The 16861-nt window shown below is 61.8% G+C and carries 19 protein-coding genes; 7 read left to right on the top strand and 12 right to left on the bottom strand.

All coding sequences use genetic code 11. The features are described 5' to 3' along the window. Window positions 1-19 precede the first annotated feature (19 nt). The 6 genes from hemA (at window position 20) to HCI85_RS15335 (ending at window position 5466) form a co-directional block, all read left to right on the top strand. On the top strand, window positions 20-1315 hold the full coding sequence (gene hemA, locus HCI85_RS15360; RefSeq protein ID WP_090251448.1) for a glutamyl-tRNA reductase: 1296 nt from the start codon (window positions 20-22) through the stop codon (window positions 1313-1315). A 9-nt stretch (window positions 1316-1324) separates the two neighbouring features. Beyond that, window positions 1325-2407 carry a peptide chain release factor 1 gene (gene prfA, locus HCI85_RS15355; RefSeq protein WP_167145670.1) on the top strand — a complete coding sequence of 361 codons (1083 nt, stop codon included), beginning with the start codon at window positions 1325-1327 and terminating at the stop codon, window positions 2405-2407. 52 nt (window positions 2408-2459) lie between these two features. After that, window positions 2460-3293 carry a peptide chain release factor N(5)-glutamine methyltransferase gene (prmC, locus tag HCI85_RS15350; RefSeq protein ID WP_167145668.1) on the top strand — a complete coding sequence of 278 codons (834 nt, stop codon included), beginning with the start codon at window positions 2460-2462 and terminating at the stop codon, window positions 3291-3293. A gap of 19 nt (window positions 3294-3312) precedes the next feature. Beyond that, complete coding sequence (locus HCI85_RS15345) at window positions 3313-4071, top strand: molybdopterin-synthase adenylyltransferase MoeB (protein WP_167145803.1); 759 nt, start codon at window positions 3313-3315, stop codon at window positions 4069-4071. Next, window positions 4064-4861 carry a glutamate racemase gene (gene murI, locus HCI85_RS15340; RefSeq protein WP_241693786.1) on the top strand — a complete coding sequence of 266 codons (798 nt, stop codon included), beginning with the start codon at window positions 4064-4066 and terminating at the stop codon, window positions 4859-4861. Before HCI85_RS15345 ends, murI begins: the two co-directional genes overlap by 8 nt. 89 nt (window positions 4862-4950) lie before the next feature. Beyond that, complete coding sequence (locus HCI85_RS15335) at window positions 4951-5466, top strand: acyloxyacyl hydrolase (protein ID WP_167145664.1); 516 nt, start codon at window positions 4951-4953, stop codon at window positions 5464-5466. A 141-nt stretch (window positions 5467-5607) separates the two neighbouring features. Here the strand turns inward: HCI85_RS15335 and HCI85_RS15330 are convergent, their stop codons facing one another. The 12 genes from HCI85_RS15330 to HCI85_RS15275 form a co-directional block, all read right to left on the bottom strand. Beyond that, on the bottom strand, window positions 5608-5919 hold the full coding sequence (locus HCI85_RS15330) for a YkgJ family cysteine cluster protein (protein ID WP_167145662.1): 312 nt from the start codon (window positions 5917-5919) through the stop codon (window positions 5608-5610). An 86-nt stretch (window positions 5920-6005) separates the two neighbouring features. Next, the gene (locus HCI85_RS15325; RefSeq protein ID WP_167145660.1) at window positions 6006-6533 is read right to left on the bottom strand and encodes a DUF2878 domain-containing protein; all 528 of its coding nucleotides are present in this window, start codon (window positions 6531-6533) and stop codon (window positions 6006-6008) included. Further along, window positions 6526-7800 (bottom strand): SAM-dependent methyltransferase, encoded by a 1275-nt coding sequence (locus HCI85_RS15320; protein ID WP_160088322.1) that lies wholly within the window; start codon window positions 7798-7800, stop codon window positions 6526-6528. The genes HCI85_RS15325 and HCI85_RS15320 overlap by 8 nt, the downstream gene beginning before the upstream one ends. Then, a complete protein-coding gene (locus tag HCI85_RS15315) occupies window positions 7787-8587 on the bottom strand; it encodes a DUF1365 domain-containing protein (RefSeq protein WP_167145801.1) in 801 nt (266 codons plus the stop codon). The genes HCI85_RS15320 and HCI85_RS15315 overlap by 14 nt, the downstream gene beginning before the upstream one ends. Before the next feature lie 17 nt (window positions 8588-8604). Next, complete coding sequence (locus HCI85_RS15310) at window positions 8605-9852, bottom strand: NAD(P)/FAD-dependent oxidoreductase (RefSeq protein ID WP_167145658.1); 1248 nt, start codon at window positions 9850-9852, stop codon at window positions 8605-8607. Further along, window positions 9849-10628 carry an SDR family NAD(P)-dependent oxidoreductase gene (locus tag HCI85_RS15305; RefSeq protein WP_167145656.1) on the bottom strand — a complete coding sequence of 260 codons (780 nt, stop codon included), beginning with the start codon at window positions 10626-10628 and terminating at the stop codon, window positions 9849-9851. Before HCI85_RS15305 ends, HCI85_RS15310 begins: the two co-directional genes overlap by 4 nt. Further along, the gene (locus HCI85_RS15300) at window positions 10625-11047 is read right to left on the bottom strand and encodes a nuclear transport factor 2 family protein (protein ID WP_090251474.1); all 423 of its coding nucleotides are present in this window, start codon (window positions 11045-11047) and stop codon (window positions 10625-10627) included. Before HCI85_RS15300 ends, HCI85_RS15305 begins: the two co-directional genes overlap by 4 nt. Continuing rightward, entirely contained in the window at window positions 11044-12483 is a 1440-nt protein-coding gene (phrB, locus tag HCI85_RS15295; protein ID WP_167145798.1) for a deoxyribodipyrimidine photo-lyase, read from the bottom strand. Before phrB ends, HCI85_RS15300 begins: the two co-directional genes overlap by 4 nt. Before the next feature lie 14 nt (window positions 12484-12497). Next, window positions 12498-13439 carry a MerR family transcriptional regulator gene (locus tag HCI85_RS15290; protein ID WP_420875455.1) on the bottom strand — a complete coding sequence of 314 codons (942 nt, stop codon included), beginning with the start codon at window positions 13437-13439 and terminating at the stop codon, window positions 12498-12500. Next, entirely contained in the window at window positions 13436-14401 is a 966-nt protein-coding gene (locus tag HCI85_RS15285; RefSeq protein WP_090251478.1) for a YbgA family protein, read from the bottom strand. The genes HCI85_RS15290 and HCI85_RS15285 overlap by 4 nt, the downstream gene beginning before the upstream one ends. A 125-nt stretch (window positions 14402-14526) precedes the next feature. Then, window positions 14527-14772, bottom strand: a complete 246-nt coding sequence (locus HCI85_RS15280) for a TIGR02450 family Trp-rich protein (RefSeq protein ID WP_167145654.1) — start codon at window positions 14770-14772, stop codon at window positions 14527-14529. Then, window positions 14769-15761, bottom strand: a complete 993-nt coding sequence (locus HCI85_RS15275) for an NAD(P)/FAD-dependent oxidoreductase (RefSeq protein WP_167145652.1) — start codon at window positions 15759-15761, stop codon at window positions 14769-14771. Before HCI85_RS15275 ends, HCI85_RS15280 begins: the two co-directional genes overlap by 4 nt. Window positions 15762-15954: 193 nt before the next feature. On the opposite strand from HCI85_RS15275, the gene HCI85_RS15270 reads away from it, so the two are divergent. Further along, the gene (locus HCI85_RS15270; RefSeq protein ID WP_167145650.1) at window positions 15955-16857 is read left to right on the top strand and encodes a TIGR01777 family oxidoreductase; all 903 of its coding nucleotides are present in this window, start codon (window positions 15955-15957) and stop codon (window positions 16855-16857) included. Window positions 16858-16861 lie beyond the last annotated feature (4 nt).

The raw sequence follows: 16861 nt of genomic DNA, 5'->3' as shown, positions 1-16861 counted from the left end.
CTCCCTGTCAGCGACGTGCATGGCCTTTATTGCCCTCGGTATCAACCACAAGACCGCCTCGGTGGACGTCCGCGAACGCGTGGCTTTCACTCCTGAGCAGTTGGTTGAGGCGTTGCAGCAACTCTGTCAGCGCACCAGCAGCCGGGAGGCGGCGATTCTTTCGACCTGCAATCGCAGTGAGCTGTATCTCGAGCAGGATGAGCTGAGCGCAGACGAAGTGCTGGCCTGGTTGGCCAACTACCATCGCTTGAGCCTCGAAGAACTGCGTGCCTGCGCCTATATCCATGCCGATGATGAAGCCGTGCGTCATATGATGCGCGTGGCCTCGGGGCTGGACTCCATGGTGCTTGGCGAGCCGCAGATTCTCGGTCAGATGAAATCGGCATTTGCTGTGGCCCGGGAAGCCGGCACCCTCGGCCCGCTGCTCGGGCGCTTGTTCCAGGCCACCTTCAGCACCGCCAAGACCGTGCGCACGGATACCGCGATTGGCGAGAACCCGGTGTCCGTGGCTTTTGCCGCCGTCAGCCTGGCCAAGCAGATTTTCGCTGACCTGCACCGCAGCCAGGCGCTGCTGATCGGCGCCGGTGAAACCATCAGCCTGGTCGCCCGCCATCTACACGATCAGGGCATCAAGCGCATCGTCGTCGCCAATCGCACCCTGGAACGCGCCAGCAGCCTGGCCGAACAATTTGGCGCGCATGCCGTGCTGCTCTCGGAAATCCCTGATGAGCTGGTCAACAGCGATATCGTGATCAGTTCCACTGCCAGCCAGCTGCCGATTCTCGGCAAGGGCGCGGTCGAGCGGGCGCTGAAGCAGCGCAAGCACAAGCCGATCTTTATGGTCGACATCGCCGTACCGCGTGATATCGAGCCGGAAGTCGGCGAGTTGGACGACGTTTACCTCTACACCGTCGATGACCTGCACGAAGTGATCGCGGAGAACCTCAAGAGCCGCCAGGGCGCGGCCCAGGCCGCCGAAGAGTTGGTCAGCGTTGGCGCCCGCGACTTTATGCAGCGTCTGCGCGAGCTGGCGGCAGTGGATGTGCTTAAGGCCTACCGTCAGCAGGCTGAGCGTTTGCGTGATGAGGAGCTGAACAAGGCCCTGCGTCTGCTCAACAATGGCAGTTCGGCCGAGGATGTACTGGCGCTGCTGGCCCGCGGTCTGACTAACAAGCTGCTGCATGCGCCCAGTGTGCAGCTGAAAAAATTCTCTGCTGACGGCCGCGTCGATGCGCTGGGCGTGGCCCAAGAACTGTTTGCCCTCGACGAGGGCGCGCCGCCTGCATCTACCCATAGCAGTTCGGCTAATAAATAAAGGTCTGCAATGAAAGCGTCACTGATCAACAAACTCGACCTGTTGCAGGATCGTTTCGAAGAGCTGACCGCGTTGCTCGGCGATGCCGAAGTGATTAGCAACCAGCCGCAGTTTCGCGCCTATTCCAAGGAATACGCCGAACTTGAGCCTGTGTACCAGGCATTCAGTGCGTTCCGTAAAGTCCAGTCCGACCTCGAAGGCGCCCAGGCACTGTTGAAAGACAGCGACCCGGACATGCGCGAGATGGCCGAAGAGGAAGTCGCCGAGGCCAAGGAGCAACTGATCGAGCTGGAAGCTACGCTGCAGCGCATGCTGCTGCCGAAAGACCCGAATGACGGCCGTAACGTGTTCCTCGAAGTGCGCGCCGGTACCGGTGGCGACGAGGCGGCGATCTTCTCCGGCGACCTGTTCCGTATGTACTCGCGTTATGCCGAGAAGCAGGGCTGGCGTGTGGAAGTGCTGTCGGCCAGCGAAGGCGAGCATGGCGGCTACAAAGAGGTCATTGCCCGGGTCGAGGGCGACAACGTTTACGGCAAACTCAAATTCGAGTCCGGTGCGCACCGCGTGCAGCGCGTGCCGGAAACAGAATCCCAGGGCCGTATCCACACCTCGGCCTGTACCGTCGCCGTGCTGCCCGAGCCGGATGAGCAGATGGCCATCGACATCAACCCGGCCGATCTGCGCGTTGATACTTACCGCAGCTCCGGCGCGGGTGGTCAGCACGTCAACACCACTGATTCGGCGATCCGTATTACCCACATCCCCACCGGCACCGTGGTGGAATGTCAGGAAGAGCGCTCGCAGCACAAGAACCGCGCCAAGGCCATGGCCTGGCTCGCGGCAAAATTGAAAGACCAACAGGAAGCAGCTGCGCACAAGGAAATTTCCGATTCGCGCAAATTGCTGGTGGGCTCCGGTGACCGTTCCGAGCGCATTCGCACCTATAACTTCCCGCAAGGGCGGGTCACCGATCACCGCATCAACCTGACCTTGTATTCGCTCAACGAAGTGATTGCCGGCGGCGTCGAGGCGATTATCGAGCCGCTGCTGGTCGAGTATCAGGCCGATCAGCTGGCCGCGCTGGGCGATTGATGCGGGTTTGAGCACGCCCCGGAATTGCATCCGGGCTACGGAAATAAAGCCCATGGCCACTATCGAATCCCTGCTTAGCCACGCCGAACTACCCGACTCGCCAACCCCGAGGCTGGACGCCGAGCTATTGCTCGCCAACGCCCTAGGTAAGTCGCGCAGCTATCTGCATACCTGGCCGGAGCGCGAACTTGAGGCCGAGCAGCTTGAGCGTTATCAGGCCGCAATCGTTCGGCGTCAGGCTGGCGAGCCGGTGGCCTATATCCTCGGTCAGCAAGGTTTCTGGAGCCTGGATCTGGAAGTTGCCTCGCATACCCTGATTCCGCGCCCGGATACCGAGCTGCTGGTGGAAACTGTTCTCGCGCTGCTGCCAGCTACGCCTGCTGCGCTGCTTGATCTCGGCACCGGCACCGGTGCGATTGCTCTGGCCTTGGCCAGCGAGCGCCCGGCCTGGCGACTAACCGGGGTTGATCGCGTGGCGGAGGCGGTGGCCCTGGCCGAACGCAACCGAGCGCGGCTCGGCCTGAACAATGCCAGCTTTATTGAAAGCCACTGGTTTAGCGCCCTTGCTGGTCAGCGTTATCAGCTGATTGTCAGCAACCCGCCGTATATCGCCGCCGATGATCGCCACCTGGCCGAAGGCGATGTGCGCTTCGAGCCGAGCAGCGCGCTGGTGGCGGGTGCGGATGGGCTGGACGATATTCGCCTGATCATTGCACAGGCGCCGGAGTATCTTGAAGCGGGTGGCTGGCTGTTACTGGAGCATGGCTTTGATCAGGCAGCGGCGGTGCGCGAGCTACTCAGCGCGCGCGGGTTTAGCGCGGTGGAAAGCCGGCGTGACCTGGGTGGCCATGAGCGCATCAGTCTGGGACGCTTCGATAATGAGTGACGCCATGAGTGCGCAGGACATGCTGAATGACGAGGAGTTGCTGCGCTATAGCCGGCAGATTCTCCTGCAACAGATCGATATCGCCGGCCAGCTGCGCCTGAAAAACAGCCGTGCGCTGATTATCGGCCTCGGCGGCCTGGGTTCGCCGGTGGCGCTTTACCTGGCCGCCGCTGGGGTCGGTGAGTTGCATCTGGCGGACTTTGATACGGTCGACCTGACCAACCTGCAGCGGCAGATCGTCCACGACACAGCGAGCATCGGCCTGAGCAAGGTCGACTCGGCGAGCAAGCGCCTGCTGGCGATCAACCCGCAGCTGCGATTGCAAGCCCATCGGCAGGGCCTGGACAGCGATTCGCTGGCCGCAGCGGTGGCGGCAGTCGATCTGGTGCTGGATTGCTCGGACAACTTCAGCACCCGCGAGGCGGTCAACGCCGCGTGTGTGGCGGCCAAGGTGCCGCTGGTCAGTGGCGCGGCGATTCGTCTGGAAGGCCAGCTCTCGGTCTTCGATCCGCGGCGCGATGACAGTCCCTGCTACCACTGCATCTATGGCCATGGCAGCGAAGCCGAGCTGACCTGCAGCGAAGCCGGCGTGGTTGGCCCGTTGGTCGGCCTGGTCGGTAGTTTGCAGGCGCTGGAAGCCTTGAAGCTGCTGGCGCAATTTGGCGAGCCGCTGGTAGGGCGTCTGCTGCTGATCGATGCGCTTGGTAGCCGTTTCCGCGAGCTGCGGGTCAAACGCGATCCGGGCTGCAGCGTGTGTGGAGTGGCCAGCGGTGAGTAACGCGCCGATTGGTGTGTTCGACTCCGGCGTCGGCGGCCTGTCGGTGCTGGGCGAGATTCGCGCGTTGCTGCCGAATGAGTCGCTGCTCTATGTGGCCGACAGCGGCCATGTGCCCTACGGCGAGAAGAGCCCGGAATTTATTCGCGAGCGCTGCCGGGTGCTGGCCGAGTTTCTGCTTGCCCAGGGCGCCAAGGCGCTGGTGCTGGCCTGCAACACTGCCACGGTGGCGGGAGTGGCCGAGTTGCGTGAGCTGTATCCGCAGCTGCCGTTGGTGGGCATGGAGCCGGCGGTCAAACCTGCAGCTGCCGCCACGCAGAGTGGCGTGGTCGGTGTGCTGGCCACCACAGGCACGCTAAAAAGCGCCAAGTTCGCCGCCTTGCTCGACCGTTTTGCCAGCGATGTGCGGGTGATTACCCAGCCTTGTCCGGGGTTGGTCGAGCGTATCGAGGCCGGCGAGCTGGATAGCCTTGCCACCCGCGAGCTGCTGCAGGGTTTTGTCGCGCCGCTACTGGCTGAAGGCTGTGACACGCTGATTCTCGGCTGCACCCATTACCCCTTTATCAAACCGCTGCTGCGCAGCCTGGTGCCAGATTCGATCAGCCTGATCGACACGGGCGCGGCGGTGGCGCGGCAAGTCCAGCGCCTGCTGACCAGCCATGATCTGCTCGCCAGCGGTCCGGCGCAGCCTGCGCAGTTCTGGTCGAGTGGTGATCCAGCGGCCATGCAGCGGGTGTTGCCGCTGCTGTGGGGCGATGCGGCGCTGGTCAGCGGTCTGCCTGGCACGGTTTAGCCATGAGTCGGCTTTCTCTGTAGCTAAAGATTTCTATACTCTCAAGCAGCGTCAGCAAGCTTCTACTTGGGTGGATAAGGATTATTACCATGAGAAAAGTCATGACTCTGGCTGCGTTGGCAGCCTTGACTTGGGGGCAAGTCAGTGCAGTGCAGGCGATGGATCTGAGTGTGGCGGTTGGCCAGACGGGCGACTCGACCATGACCTACCGCCTGGGCACCCAGTTCGATTTCAACCAGAGCTGGTTTGTCAGTGATGTCGGTCGTCTGACCGGTTACTGGGATGCGGCGTACACCTACTGGGACGGTGACGAAGCCTCCAGCAACCACAGCCTTTCGCTCAGTCCGGTGTTCGTCTACGAGTTTGCTGGCGAGCGCGTCAAACCCTATATCGAGGCCGGTATTGGCATTGCTGCGTTCAGCAGCACCGAGCTGGAAGACAACGACCTGGGCTCGTCCTTCCAGTTTGAAGACCGCATCGGTTTCGGTGTGCGTTTCGCCGGGCAGGAAGTCGGCGTGCGTGCACTGCATTATTCCAACGCCGGGCTTAAACAACCTAACGACGGCGTTGAGAGCTATAGCCTGCATTACCGCATGAGTTTCTAGCGGTTTGAACTGTTAAAAAGCCGGATTGTTATCCGGCTTTTTTCTGGCCTGCCGCCCATGGCGGGCACCCCTTCGGGGCCATCGCTGTGCGACGTTAAAAACGTTCCTGACGATATTTTGTGCCTGCAGTAAACCGCGCACTCAGCGGTAGATGCTGCTCATGCCCTTGCGCTCGTCCAGGCATTCGGGGGAGGCGGTTTCGAATTCGCGGCAGATCAGTGGGCGCACTTCGTAAATGGTGCAGCGCATGCTGTCGCGGTCCAGTGCGGCGCACCAGCCGTCGTCCAGGCGCAGCATGACTTCGCCGCCCCAGTCATCGGTGTCGATATAGCGGGGCGGCACGCCGGTTTCGGTGATTAGCATGACTTCCAGCTGGCAGCAGCAGGCCGCGCAGTTGCTGCAGCTGACGGCCGGCTCGTCGGCGAGTTGGGTATGCGGGATGTGTTGACTCATGCCGGGCAGTGTACGCCATCAGCATTACGCCGGCGCTTAAGGCCGACGTAGGGCGTTGTCCGTCGGCGTTTTGTAGCGCTTGCCGGCTACGCCGACTGGCGTGTGCGCAGGCTCTGTTCGTACTGGCTGCGATAAAGTTTGGCGAAGCCATGCAGCACGGGCATCACCACGGCCCAGATCGCGCCGATCAGCAGCAGGCTTTGCCAGGTGCCGTAGGGCAGGCTGACGCCGGCGATCTGAGCGCCGCCGTAGTAGGACAGCGGTGCGCCAATCGCACCGAGCAGGCTGCCGCGCCACCAGGGTTGCGCGGTCCAGGCCAGGCAGTGGTTGAGCGTGGTGGCCATCAGCAGCCACAGGCTGGCCAGCCACAGCGGGATCAATGTGCGCGGCTCGCCGAAATCGAACACACCGAGGTTGAGCAGGAAGCTGTCCAGCGCGCTGCCAGCGAGAAACACCGTGATCACCAGCTTGCCTTCTGCTGCCCAGCTGCTGGTCCACAGCAGGTGCACCGCCAGCATCGCTGCCACACTCAGCAGCCACAGGCTGTCGCCGCCGAAGACGCAGGCAAACCAGCCAAGCTGAAATAGCAGGGTGTTGACAATCAATTTAGGCATTGAAGTTTCCCAGTAGCGGAGCTGGACGTGCCGCCGGCTTGGCCAGCAACAGCTGTGCGGTGCCGATGGTGCGCTCGATAAAGCCGCCCTCGCAGTAGCACAGGTAGAACTCCCACAGGCGGAAGAAGTAGTCGTCATAACCCTGCTGCTCCAGCTTGTGCCGTGCCTGGCGCAGGTTGTCGTGCCAGATGCGCAGGGTGCGCGCATAGTGCAGGCCGAAATCTTCCATGTGGTGCAGGTTCATGTCGGTTTTGGCGCTGATGATTTCCAGCATTTTATTCACCGACGGCAAGGCACCACCGGGGAAGATGTAGCGTTGAATGAAGTCCACCGCGTTTTTCGCCTGCTCATAGCGCTGGTCACGGATGGTGATGGCCTGCAGCAGCATCAGGCCGTCGGGCTTGAGCAGGTTGGCGCATTGCTGGAAGTAGGTGGGCAGGAAACGATGGCCAACGGCCTCGATCATCTCGATCGACACCAGCTTATCGAACTGCCCGCTCAGGTCGCGGTAATCCTCTAGTAGCAGCGTGATCTGCCCTTGCAGGCCTTGCTCCTGAATGCGTCGTTCGGTGTAGGCGTACTGCTCACGCGATAAGGTGGTGGTGGTCACCTTGCAGCCGTAATGGGTCGCGGCGTAGATCGCCATGCTGCCCCAGCCCGTGCCGATTTCCAGCAGGTGGTCGCTGGGCTTGAGGGCAAGCTTCTGGCAGATACGCTCTAGCTTGTTCAGTTGCGCCTGCTCAAGGCTGTCATCGGCGCTGCGAAACATGGCCGCCGAATACATCATGGTCGGGTCGAGGAACTGCTCGAACAGGTCGTTACCCAGGTCGTAATGCGCCGAGATGTTCTTGCGCGAGCCCTTGCGGGTATTGCGGTTGAGCCAGTGCAGGCCCTGGATCAGCGGACGACCCAGCTGAGCCAGGCCGCTTTCCATGGCGTCGAGGACGTCGAGGTTGCTGACGAATACACGGATCACCGCGGTCAGGTCCGGAGTGGTCCAGTAACCGTGGATATAGGCCTCACCCGAGCCGATCGAGCCATTGCCGGCCACCAACCCCCAAACCGCACCATCCTGCACCTGGATCTCGGCACTGAGGCTGGAATGGGCATCGCCGAATTCCATGCGTTCATCACCTTCAACGATCACCAGCTGGCCATGGCGCAGTTGTTTCAGCTGGCGCAGTACCGCACGGCGCAGCAGGCTGGCACCAATGCCGCTGCCGGCACGCACCACATGTTTGGCGGAGGTCAGGCTAGAGCTTTTCATGGAGGGCGTCCTTTGATGCGGGGCGGGCGACGCGGAAATCACCTTCAGCGGCCCGGTGGGTGAACAGGGGAATACGTTTGAGCAGCAGACGCAGGGCTTGCCAGTAAATGGCGGCCACGGTCTTGCCAGTCATCCAGGGAAAGTGCAGCAAATAGCGGTGCAGGCTGGCGCGGTTGAGTTCAGTGCGTTGCAGGCTGAGGCTGGCGTCGAAGAGTTTTTCCTCGCCTTGCCAGTCGGCCATATGAATGCCCAAGCGCTCACCGGCCGGGCTGAAACTCATGCGGTATTCCAGCTCGCGCGGCAGAAAGGGCGAGACGTGAAACGCCTTGGCCACAGCAACATGCAGGTGCCCCTCACCCTCGGCCGGCAGCACGTAGTGATAACGCTCACGGAAGGGCGTGTTGCTCACTTCGCAGAGAATCGCTGCCAGGCGGCCATCGGCTTCATGGCAGTAGAAAAAACTCGCCGGGTTGAAACTCAACCCCCAACTGCGCGGCTGGGTTAGCAGGCAAATGCGGCCTAGGGGCGTGCGGCCCAGCGCTTCAGTGACGCGTTGGCGCACGGCGTCGATGAGGCTGGCACCAGCACCGGTGAACTGCGGCAAGTAGTCAGTTTCGCGAAAGGCAAAGGGCGCAAAGCGACCGCGCCCGGCCAAGGGCGACAGCGCAAGCACGGCCTCCTGCTCACTCAGGTCGAGGTAGAGCAGGCCCATACGATAGCGGAAGTTATGCAGCCGCGGGGCAAAGCGCCGGTGCTGCACCCAGCCGCTGTACAGGGCGCTGTTCAGTGCCGTGGTGCTGTTCACTAGAGTGCTTCGCCGAATTCACGAGCCACGCGAAGCGCACTGACCACGCCATCTTCGTGGAAACCATTGGCCCAGTAAGCACCGCAAAAGTAGCTGTGGTTGGCACCGAGCAGCTCTTCCCAGCGCGCCTGTGCGGCCATGCCGGCCAGGCTGTATTGCGGGTGGGCGTAGGTGTAGCGCGCCAGGATTTTGCTTGGGTCGATGGCGGCGGTCTGGTTCAGGCTGACGCAGAAGGTGGTGTCGCTCTGGATACCTTGCAGGATGTTCATGTCATAGGTGACGGCGGCTGGCTGATCCACTGGGCCGCCGAGGCGGTAGTTCCAGCTGGCCCAGGCCAGTGGCCGTTTCGGCAACAGGCGGGTGTCGGTGTGCAGCACCACGTCGTTGTCGGCATAGGGCAGCGCACCGAGGATGGCCTGTTCGGTCGGTGTCGGTGCAGCCAGCAACGCCAGTGCCTGGTCGCTGTGGCAGGCAAACACCACTTTGTCGAACCGCTCGCTGCCGGCAGCGCTGTGCACGGTCACACCGTCGCCATCGCGTTCAACCCGGGTGACTGCGCAGTTCAGGCGGATGTGTTGCTTGAACGATGCGGTCAACGGCGCCACATAGCTGCTGGAGCCGCCTTCGATCACGCACCACTGCGGGCGGTCGCTGACAGATAGCAAACCGTGGTTTTTGAAGAAGCGCACAAAGAACTGCAGCGGGAAACCGAGCATGTCATTCAGCGACATCGACCAGATCGCGGCGCCCATCGGCACGATGTAATGCTGGATAAAGCGCTCGCTGTAGCCATTGGCCTTGAGGTAATCGCCCAGGGTCATGTCACTGGCGATACGTTGCTGATTAAGGTCGTTCAGCGCCTCGCGGTTGAAGCGCAGGATGTCGCGCACCATGCCCCAGAATTTCGGCGACAGCAGGTTACGACGCTGAGCGAACAGGCTGTTGAGGTTGTGGCCGTTGTATTCCACGCCGCTGATGGGGTCGCTGACCGAGAAGCTCATCTCGGTAGCCTTGAAGCCCACGCCGAGCTGACTCAGTAGGCGGATGAAGTTGGGGTAGGTCCAGTCGTTAAACACGATAAAACCAGTGTCCACGGCATAGCTCTGGCCATCGACTTGTACGTCCACGGTATGGGTGTGACCGCCAATCCAGTCACTGGCTTCAAACACCGTGATGGCGTGGTTACGGTTGAGCAGGTAAGCGCTGGTCAAACCGGCGATACCGCTGCCGATAATGGCGATCTTCATTGGCTGTCCTTAGTCTTGGCTTCAGTGCGGGCCATACGGGCGCCGATGGCCACCTGCACACGCTTGGGCAAATGGCCCAGCAGTTTGAGCATGGCGATAAACGGGCCCGGGAAATTGATTTCAAACGGCTGCTGGTGCAGGCGCTCGGCGATATAGCGGGCGGCTTTTTCAACCGGCCAGCGCATCGGCATGGGGAAATCGTTTTTCTGCGTCAGCGGGGTGTCGACAAACCCGGGGCTGACTAGGGTGACGGCTATGTGCTCGGCGTGCAGGTCGATGCGCAACGCTTCCATCAGGTAGCGCATGGCGGCCTTGGAGGCACCGTAGGCTTCTGCACGTGGCAGTGGCATGAACGTCACCGAGCTGCCCACCCCTACCAGCTGAGCGCGGTTACCCAGGCGCAACAAGGGCAGGGCGGCTTCGATGCAGTAACTGGCCGAGAGCAGGTTGGCGCGCATCACGCGTTCGACCATCGCCGCCTCGAAGGCGCTGACCTCGACATATTCGCAGGTGCCGGCATTAAGGATGGCGCAGTCCAGCGCCCCCCATACCTGGGCAATGTGCTCGCCGATGGCGCGTACTTGCGCGGCATCGCTGAGGTCGCCGGCCACCACCAGTACTTGCTGCGGATAGCGCTTGGCCAGTGCCTGCAAAGGCTCAAGGCTGCGCGCACTGAGAGCGAGGCGGTGGCCTTGTTCGAGCAGTTGTTCTGCCAGTGCGGCGCCGATGCCACTGCTGGCGCCGGTGAGCCAGATGCGCCGTGCGTTCGCGTTCATGCCAACCTCCGTTTCAGCCAGCGAATTGCCGAGCCGAGTAAGGGCAGATGCTCGTAGAGCAGGCTGCCGGCGTCGAAATAGTCACGGTGACGATAGACCTTGTCCTGCCACAGCAGGTGCGAGCAACCTTCCACGCGGATCAGTTGGCCGCCAGCGAGGCGTGGGTGGCGGTAACTCATGGTCCAGCGCAGGTAGCCTTCACCGTCGCGCACCTGGTCAAAACCGTAGAAGTCAAAGCGCAGTTCGCTGACGTTAGCGTACATGTCGCCGAAGTAACGCTGCATATTGGCCAGGCCGCGCACCTCATGCAGCGGGTCGCAGAACAGCGCGTCGTCGCTGTACAGCTGGCCCAGCCGATCGAGATTGTCTTTGTTCAGCCCGGCAAAGTCTTGGGCGAACTGACGCAGAAAGTCGCTCACAGGGCCTCCTCGCCGGCAAAGTGCGGCAGGCTTTTGAATGCGGCCAGCGCGCGCGCGCGGCTCTTGCTCAGGTCGACAATTGGCGTCGAATAGTCGGCGATACCAAACAAACCGCCCATCCCAGCAGGGTTGTGGATATTGGTTTTATTAAGCCCCACCAGCTCAGGCAGCCATTGGCGGATAAAGCGGCCATCTGGATCGAATTTCTGTGACTGGCTCAGCGGGTTGAAGATGCGGAAATACGGCGCCGAATCGGTGCCGGTGGAGGAGCTCCATTGCCAGCCGCCGTTATTGGCCGCCAGGTCGCCGTCAATCAGGTGGCGCATAAAGAATCGCTCGCCCTCGCGCCAGTCGATCAGCAGGTTTTTGGTGAGAAACATGGCCACGATCATACGCAGGCGGTTGTGCATCCAGCCAGTAGCCAATAGTTGGCGCATGGCTGCATCAATGATCGGAAAGCCGGTGCGCCCTTCCTGCCAGGCTTTCAGCTCCAGCGGTGCATCACGCCAGGCTACGGCCTCGGTTTCCGGGCGGAAGGCTCGGTGCATGGACACGCGCGGGTAGCCCACCAGGATGTGCTTGTAGAACTCGCGCCAGAGCAGTTCGTTGATCCAGGTAATCACCCCCACGTTGCCGCTGTCGAACTCGCCCTGATTAACCTGCAAGGCTGCATGCAGGCATTGGCGTGGCGAGATTACGCCAGCAGCCAGGTAAGCGGACAGCTGGCTGGTGCCGGGCTGTGCGGGGAAGTCGCGGGCGCTTTGGTAGAAGTCGATCTGCTGCGCGGCAAACGCATCCAGACGCCGCGCGGCCTCGGCTTCTCCGGCGGGCCATAGGTCACGCAAGGCCGTCGGGGGCAGGGCGAAGCCGGTAACGTGCTCAGGGATCGCATCCTGTTGGATCGCCAGCGGCGCCTGCGCCTTGGGCGTGGCGACCAGTGCCGGCAGGGCCGTGTGCAGGCGTTGATAGCAGACCTTGCGGAACTGGCTGTACACCTGGAAGTAGCCACCGGATTTGGTCAGTACACTGCCAGGCTTAAAGAACAGTTGATCCAGGTGGCTGCGGAAATTTATACCCAAGCCATCAAGCGTCTTCGCTACGGCCTGATCGCGGCGGCTTTCATGCACGCCGTACTCTTCATTGACCTGCACGCTGCCAATTTGCAGCTGTTGGCACAGTTCACCGATCACCTGCGGCGCGGCACTCCAGTCGTCAGCCTCACGCACCAGCAATGGCACATTGAGTTTGCTCAGCTCGGTGGCCAGTTCGTTTAGGTTGCGCAGCCAGAAGTCGACTTTGCTCGGTGCGTCATCGTGCGCCAGCCATTGGCTGGGGCTGATCAGGAACAGCGCCACGGTTGGCCCACTGCTCATGGCGGCGGCCAGGGCGCTGTTGTCCTGCACGCGCAGGTCGGTACGAAACCACATCAGTTGCAGCATGGTATTTCCCATCAGCTGTGCAGCAGGTTGAGATCGGTAAGGCTGTGCAGTGCAGCCAGAGGGTCCGCTGCCAGGCTCAGCTCAGCATTCTGCGCGGTGATCGCCACCAGCTCCTCGGCGTGAATCTGTACCACCTGGCCGACCAGCAAGCAGGGGCAGTCGTAACCGCCGAGCAGGCGTTGCAGGTGGGTACTGTTCAGCGCCTGACTGGAATACAGCAACACCGCACGCGGTTGAATGTGCTCAACCGCCAGGGCAAGTTCGGTGGGTGGCAGTGGCCAGTCAAAGACCTCTACTGGGCAGCCGGCGCTGCTTGCCAGCCAGGCGGTCAGCCACAGGCCAGGGGCCATCGGCAGGTCAGAGACGTTGATCAGCAACAGCGACGCGCCGTTGTACTGGCGGTTGTTGTGGTACAGGCGCGCGCCAAGTTTGCTGCGCAGCCAGGAATAGAAAAACACGCGCTCGGCCTGTGCGCCGAACTGGTTGCGCCAACGCAGTTCCAGTTCCTCAAACAACGGCAGAAGCAGCTGTTGGCATAGGGTATGGGGCGGATACAGCGCCAACTCGCTGTTGAAACAGTCGTCCAGGCGGCGCTCGTTGAGGTTGCAGATCGCTTCCTGCAGCTGCTGGCGCCGCGCGTCCCATTGCGAGCTGGCCTCGGCAAACGCCGGTTGGCCAGCGCGTAGCAAGCCTTTGACTTGGCTGACCGACACGCCACGATTCAGCCAGGTCAGAATCGCCTGGATGCGTGTGACGTGCTCATCGGCATACAGGCGATGCCCTTTGGGAGTGCGGTGCGGCACGATCAGGCCATAGCGCCGCTCCCAGGCACGTAAGGTAACGGCGTTAACACCGGTGATACGCGCCACATCGCGGATCGGCATAAAGCCTTGGGCAATGGCCGCCTGGTAGTCGTCGGCGGCTGCGCCGTCATTCATGGGTTCAAGGCTCATAGCGCATTACGCAGGCTGAGGTTTTCCGGGTGTGGCTGCAGGTACACCTGCTGCGCAATATAGGTATCAGGATGGCGACGGAAGTGGTGCTTGAGCAGGGTCATGGGCACTACCAGCGGCACGACGCCATGACGGTATTGACCGATCAGCTGCTGCATTTCCTGCTTTTCGTCGCTGCTCAGTGATTGCTTGAGGTAGCCACTGAGGTGCTGCAGCACGTTGCTGTGGGTGCGGCGGGTGGCGCAGCTTTTCAGAGCGCTCATCAAATCGCTGAAGTAGCGCGGTGCCAGTTCATTGAGGTCTTGCTGGCCAAGGTTGCCGAGCATGCGACCCAGGTGTTTGTACTGCACCGGGTTGGTGGCCATAAGCAGGTATTTGTAGCGCGAGTGGAAGTCGATCAGGCTTTTGCGCGTCAGGCCATCGCGTAACAGCTGTTGCCATTCGGAGTAAGCAAACACGCGTGTGATGAAATTCTCGCGCAGGATTGGATCATTCAGGCGACCATCTTCTTCCACCGGCAGGTTAGGGTGCCGCGCACAAAATGCCTGGGCAAAGATGCCGCGCCCCGGTTCACTGGGGCGACCGTTTTCCTGGTAAACCTTGACCCGGTGCAAGCCGCAAGACGGCGACTGCTGCATAAAGATGTAGCCGCAGATATCGGTCAACTCACCGGCCATGCGTTCACCGTAGGCAGCCAGCGGTGCGGTGACATCCACCTCACGACTGACCGTGCCCACGGCGCGTGGCGCCTGAGGATCACCGACCAGGCGGATGGGCTCGCGGGGTACGCCCATGCCGATCGCCACTTCTGGGCAGAGCGGGGCAAAGTCGAAGTACTCACTGAGCGTGCGGCTGCACAGGCGTGATTCCTTGTGGCCGCCGTTGTAGCGTACCTCGGTGCCGAGCAGGCAAGCGCTAATGCCCAGTTTGGGTTTGCCAGTGGCGTGTGGTGATGGGCTCATGGGCAACCTCTGATGTGCGACTTGTACAGATCCTGTTGGATGTACAACTTGTCTTCATCATAGGTTTGTAATTGTACAAGTCAATATCTTTGTACAACTACTGTAGGGTTTTGTGTGTAAGGCTGTTACGTCCAGCCCATGCGCCAGTGTTCGGGGTTTTCCAACACGCGCCAGTCCAGCCGTTGACAGCGTTGATTGAGCACCGCTTGCAGTTCTATCTGCAGCACCGTGCCCTCCTCGTCGCAGAAAAGCTCGGTGACAAGAAAGTGCTTCTCACGGTTCTGCGGCAGCACCGCTGTCCATTTCGACAACAGCAGCTTGCGCGGATTGAGCCGGTGCTTCGCCGGTGCATTGTGCGCGTGAGGGGTCATTGCAGGTGCTCAAGCAGGCGGCGGGCAGCTTCCTGGCCGCTGAGCCAGGCGCCTTCAACCCGGCCGGACAGGCACCAGTCGCCGCAGGCATAAATGCCCAGGTCAGCATCGGCCAGTACGCCCCACTGGTGCGCGCTGGCTGGGCGCGCATAAAGCCAGCGGTGCGCCAGGCTAAAGGCGGGGGCGGGCACGGCGCAGCCGATCAACTCGGCGAAGGCGCCTAGCAAGTGTTCGGTGACGGCTTCCTTGGGCAGATCCAGGTGCTGTTTGGTCCACTGGCTGGTGGCGTGCAGCACCCAGGTGTCGAGATGGGTGTCGCGGCTGGGTTTGCTGCGGTTACGTGCCAACCAGTCGAGCGGGCTGTCTTGCACGAAGCAGCCTTCGACGCGGGTTTCCAGCGGGGTGTCGAAGGCCAGGGCCACTGCCCAGGTTGGGTCCATGGCCACGCTGGCCGCCGCGCCAGCCAATTTCGGCGCGCTCGACAGCAGCGCTGTGGCCTGAGGCGCGGGGGTGGCGACGATTACATGGCTGAACGGTCCATGGCTGTTGCCTTCGGCGTCCTGCAGATGCCAATGCTGTTCGCCGCGGAATACTTCGGTAATGCGGCAGGAGAAGGCCACTGGCAAGGCGCCAAGCATTGCGCGAGTAATTGCACTCATGCGTGGGCTGCCGACCCAGCGCACTTGTTCATCCGGCGAGGCGCTGAGCTGGCCGTTGTTGAAGTTGTAGAGACTGGGGGTCCACTCGGCGACCCAGCCACGCGCTTGCCACTGCTGCACCAGCTCGACAAACCGGCGGTCGCGGGCGGTGAAGTACTGCGCGCCCAAGTCCAGTGCGCCGGCATCGCTACGCTTACTGGCCATACGGCCACCGCTGCCGCGGCTCTTGTCGAACAGTTGTACGGGGTGCCCGGCGGCATGCAGCGCCTGCGCGGCAGACAGCCCGGCGATGCCGGTGCCGATGATGGCGATGGGGTGAAGAGCGGTCATGGTCTACCTCGTGTTTTCAAGCGTTAGGCTACGCTTTAGACAAAAGCTATACAATATCGTTTTTGTGTATAAGCTATGCCAAAGTCGATCCTGCCTTTCTATAGTTAAGACAACCTGCAGCCGGATTGAAGCCACAAACGCGATTAATCCGTCGGTGGTCACCTATTGAGCACGGTCATACGAGGGCATTTCTATGCACATTCTTCTGACGGGCGGGACCGGTTTGATCGGGCAGGCGCTGTGCCGACACTGGTTGCAGCAAGGCCACCAGCTGACGGTGTGGAGCCGAAGGCCCGAGCAGGTCGCGGCGCTCTGCGGGAACGCGGTGCGCGGTATTGGTCGGCTCGAAGAACTGGGTGAAGAACCGCTGGATGCCGTGGTCAACCTGGCCGGCGCACCGATTGCCGACCGGCCCTGGACGCGTAAACGCAAGGCACTGCTATGGGCCAGCCGGATTGGCCTGACCGAACAATTGCTGGCCTGGCTGGAAAGCCGCGCGCACAAGCCGCAGGTGTTGTTGTCCGGTTCGGCAGTTGGCTGGTATGGCGACGGTGGCGAGCGTGAATTGCATGAAGATTCGCCGCCCGTCAGCAAGGATTTCGCCGCCCAACTGTGCGGTGCCTGGGAAGAAACCGCCCTGCGCGCTGAGGACTTAGGCATCCGTGTGGTGTTGCTGCGCACGGGGCTGGTGCTGGCTGCTGACGGCGGGCTGCTCAAGCGCCTGCTGTTGCCGTTCAAGCTTGGCCTGGGTGGCCCGCTCGGCAATGGCCGGCAGTGGATGCCGTGGATACATCTCAGCGACCAAATCGCCCTGATTGATTTTCTCCTGCAGCAGGACTCTGCGCGCGGTCCTTATAATGCCTGCGCGCCGACGCCGGAGCGTAACCGCGCCTTCAGCCAGGCCCTAGGCCGCGAGCTGCATCGCCCGGCCTTTATGCCGGCCCCTGCATTTGCCCTGCGCATGCTGCTGGGTGAGCTGTCGGTGCTGCTGCTCGGTGGCCAGCGCGCGATGCCGACGCGCTTGCAGGAGGCTGGCTTCAGTTTTCGTTTTACTCATTTGGATGTGGCCCTGGCAGATTTGCTCGGCCACCACTGATTAG

This window comes from Pseudomonas sp. OTU750018 (assembly GCF_011636575.1).
Classification (GTDB): domain Bacteria; phylum Pseudomonadota; class Gammaproteobacteria; order Pseudomonadales; family Pseudomonadaceae; genus Aquipseudomonas; species Aquipseudomonas peli.
Note: the sequence above shows the minus strand (reverse complement) of the source record. Positions and strands in the feature narration are given on the sequence as shown.

What these genes read in the sequence shown, in the direction of transcription:
- HCI85_RS15310 (WP_167145658.1), bottom strand. Translation starts at nt 9,852, where the DNA reads ATGAAGATCGCCATTATCGGCAGCGGTATCGCCGGTTTGACCAGCGCT.
- HCI85_RS15280 (WP_167145654.1), bottom strand. Translation starts at nt 14,772, where the DNA reads ATGACCCCTCACGCGCACAATGCACCGGCGAAGCACCGGCTCAATCCG.
- HCI85_RS15325 (WP_167145660.1), bottom strand. Translation starts at nt 6,533, where the DNA reads ATGCCTAAATTGATTGTCAACACCCTGCTATTTCAGCTTGGCTGGTTT.
- HCI85_RS15290 (WP_420875455.1), bottom strand. Translation starts at nt 13,439, where the DNA reads ATGAGCCTTGAACCCATGAATGACGGCGCAGCCGCCGACGACTACCAG.
- HCI85_RS15335 (WP_167145664.1), top strand. Translation starts at nt 4,951, where the DNA reads ATGAGAAAAGTCATGACTCTGGCTGCGTTGGCAGCCTTGACTTGGGGG.
- prmC (WP_167145668.1), top strand. Translation starts at nt 2,460, where the DNA reads ATGGCCACTATCGAATCCCTGCTTAGCCACGCCGAACTACCCGACTCG.
- HCI85_RS15285 (WP_090251478.1), bottom strand. Translation starts at nt 14,401, where the DNA reads ATGAGCCCATCACCACACGCCACTGGCAAACCCAAACTGGGCATTAGC.
- HCI85_RS15345 (WP_167145803.1), top strand. Translation starts at nt 3,313, where the DNA reads ATGCTGAATGACGAGGAGTTGCTGCGCTATAGCCGGCAGATTCTCCTG.
- HCI85_RS15320 (WP_160088322.1), bottom strand. Translation starts at nt 7,800, where the DNA reads ATGAAAAGCTCTAGCCTGACCTCCGCCAAACATGTGGTGCGTGCCGGC.
- prfA (WP_167145670.1), top strand. Translation starts at nt 1,325, where the DNA reads ATGAAAGCGTCACTGATCAACAAACTCGACCTGTTGCAGGATCGTTTC.
- HCI85_RS15305 (WP_167145656.1), bottom strand. Translation starts at nt 10,628, where the DNA reads ATGAACGCGAACGCACGGCGCATCTGGCTCACCGGCGCCAGCAGTGGC.
- HCI85_RS15275 (WP_167145652.1), bottom strand. Translation starts at nt 15,761, where the DNA reads ATGACCGCTCTTCACCCCATCGCCATCATCGGCACCGGCATCGCCGGG.
- HCI85_RS15270 (WP_167145650.1), top strand. Translation starts at nt 15,955, where the DNA reads ATGCACATTCTTCTGACGGGCGGGACCGGTTTGATCGGGCAGGCGCTG.
- hemA (WP_090251448.1), top strand. Translation starts at nt 20, where the DNA reads ATGGCCTTTATTGCCCTCGGTATCAACCACAAGACCGCCTCGGTGGAC.
- HCI85_RS15330 (WP_167145662.1), bottom strand. Translation starts at nt 5,919, where the DNA reads ATGAGTCAACACATCCCGCATACCCAACTCGCCGACGAGCCGGCCGTC.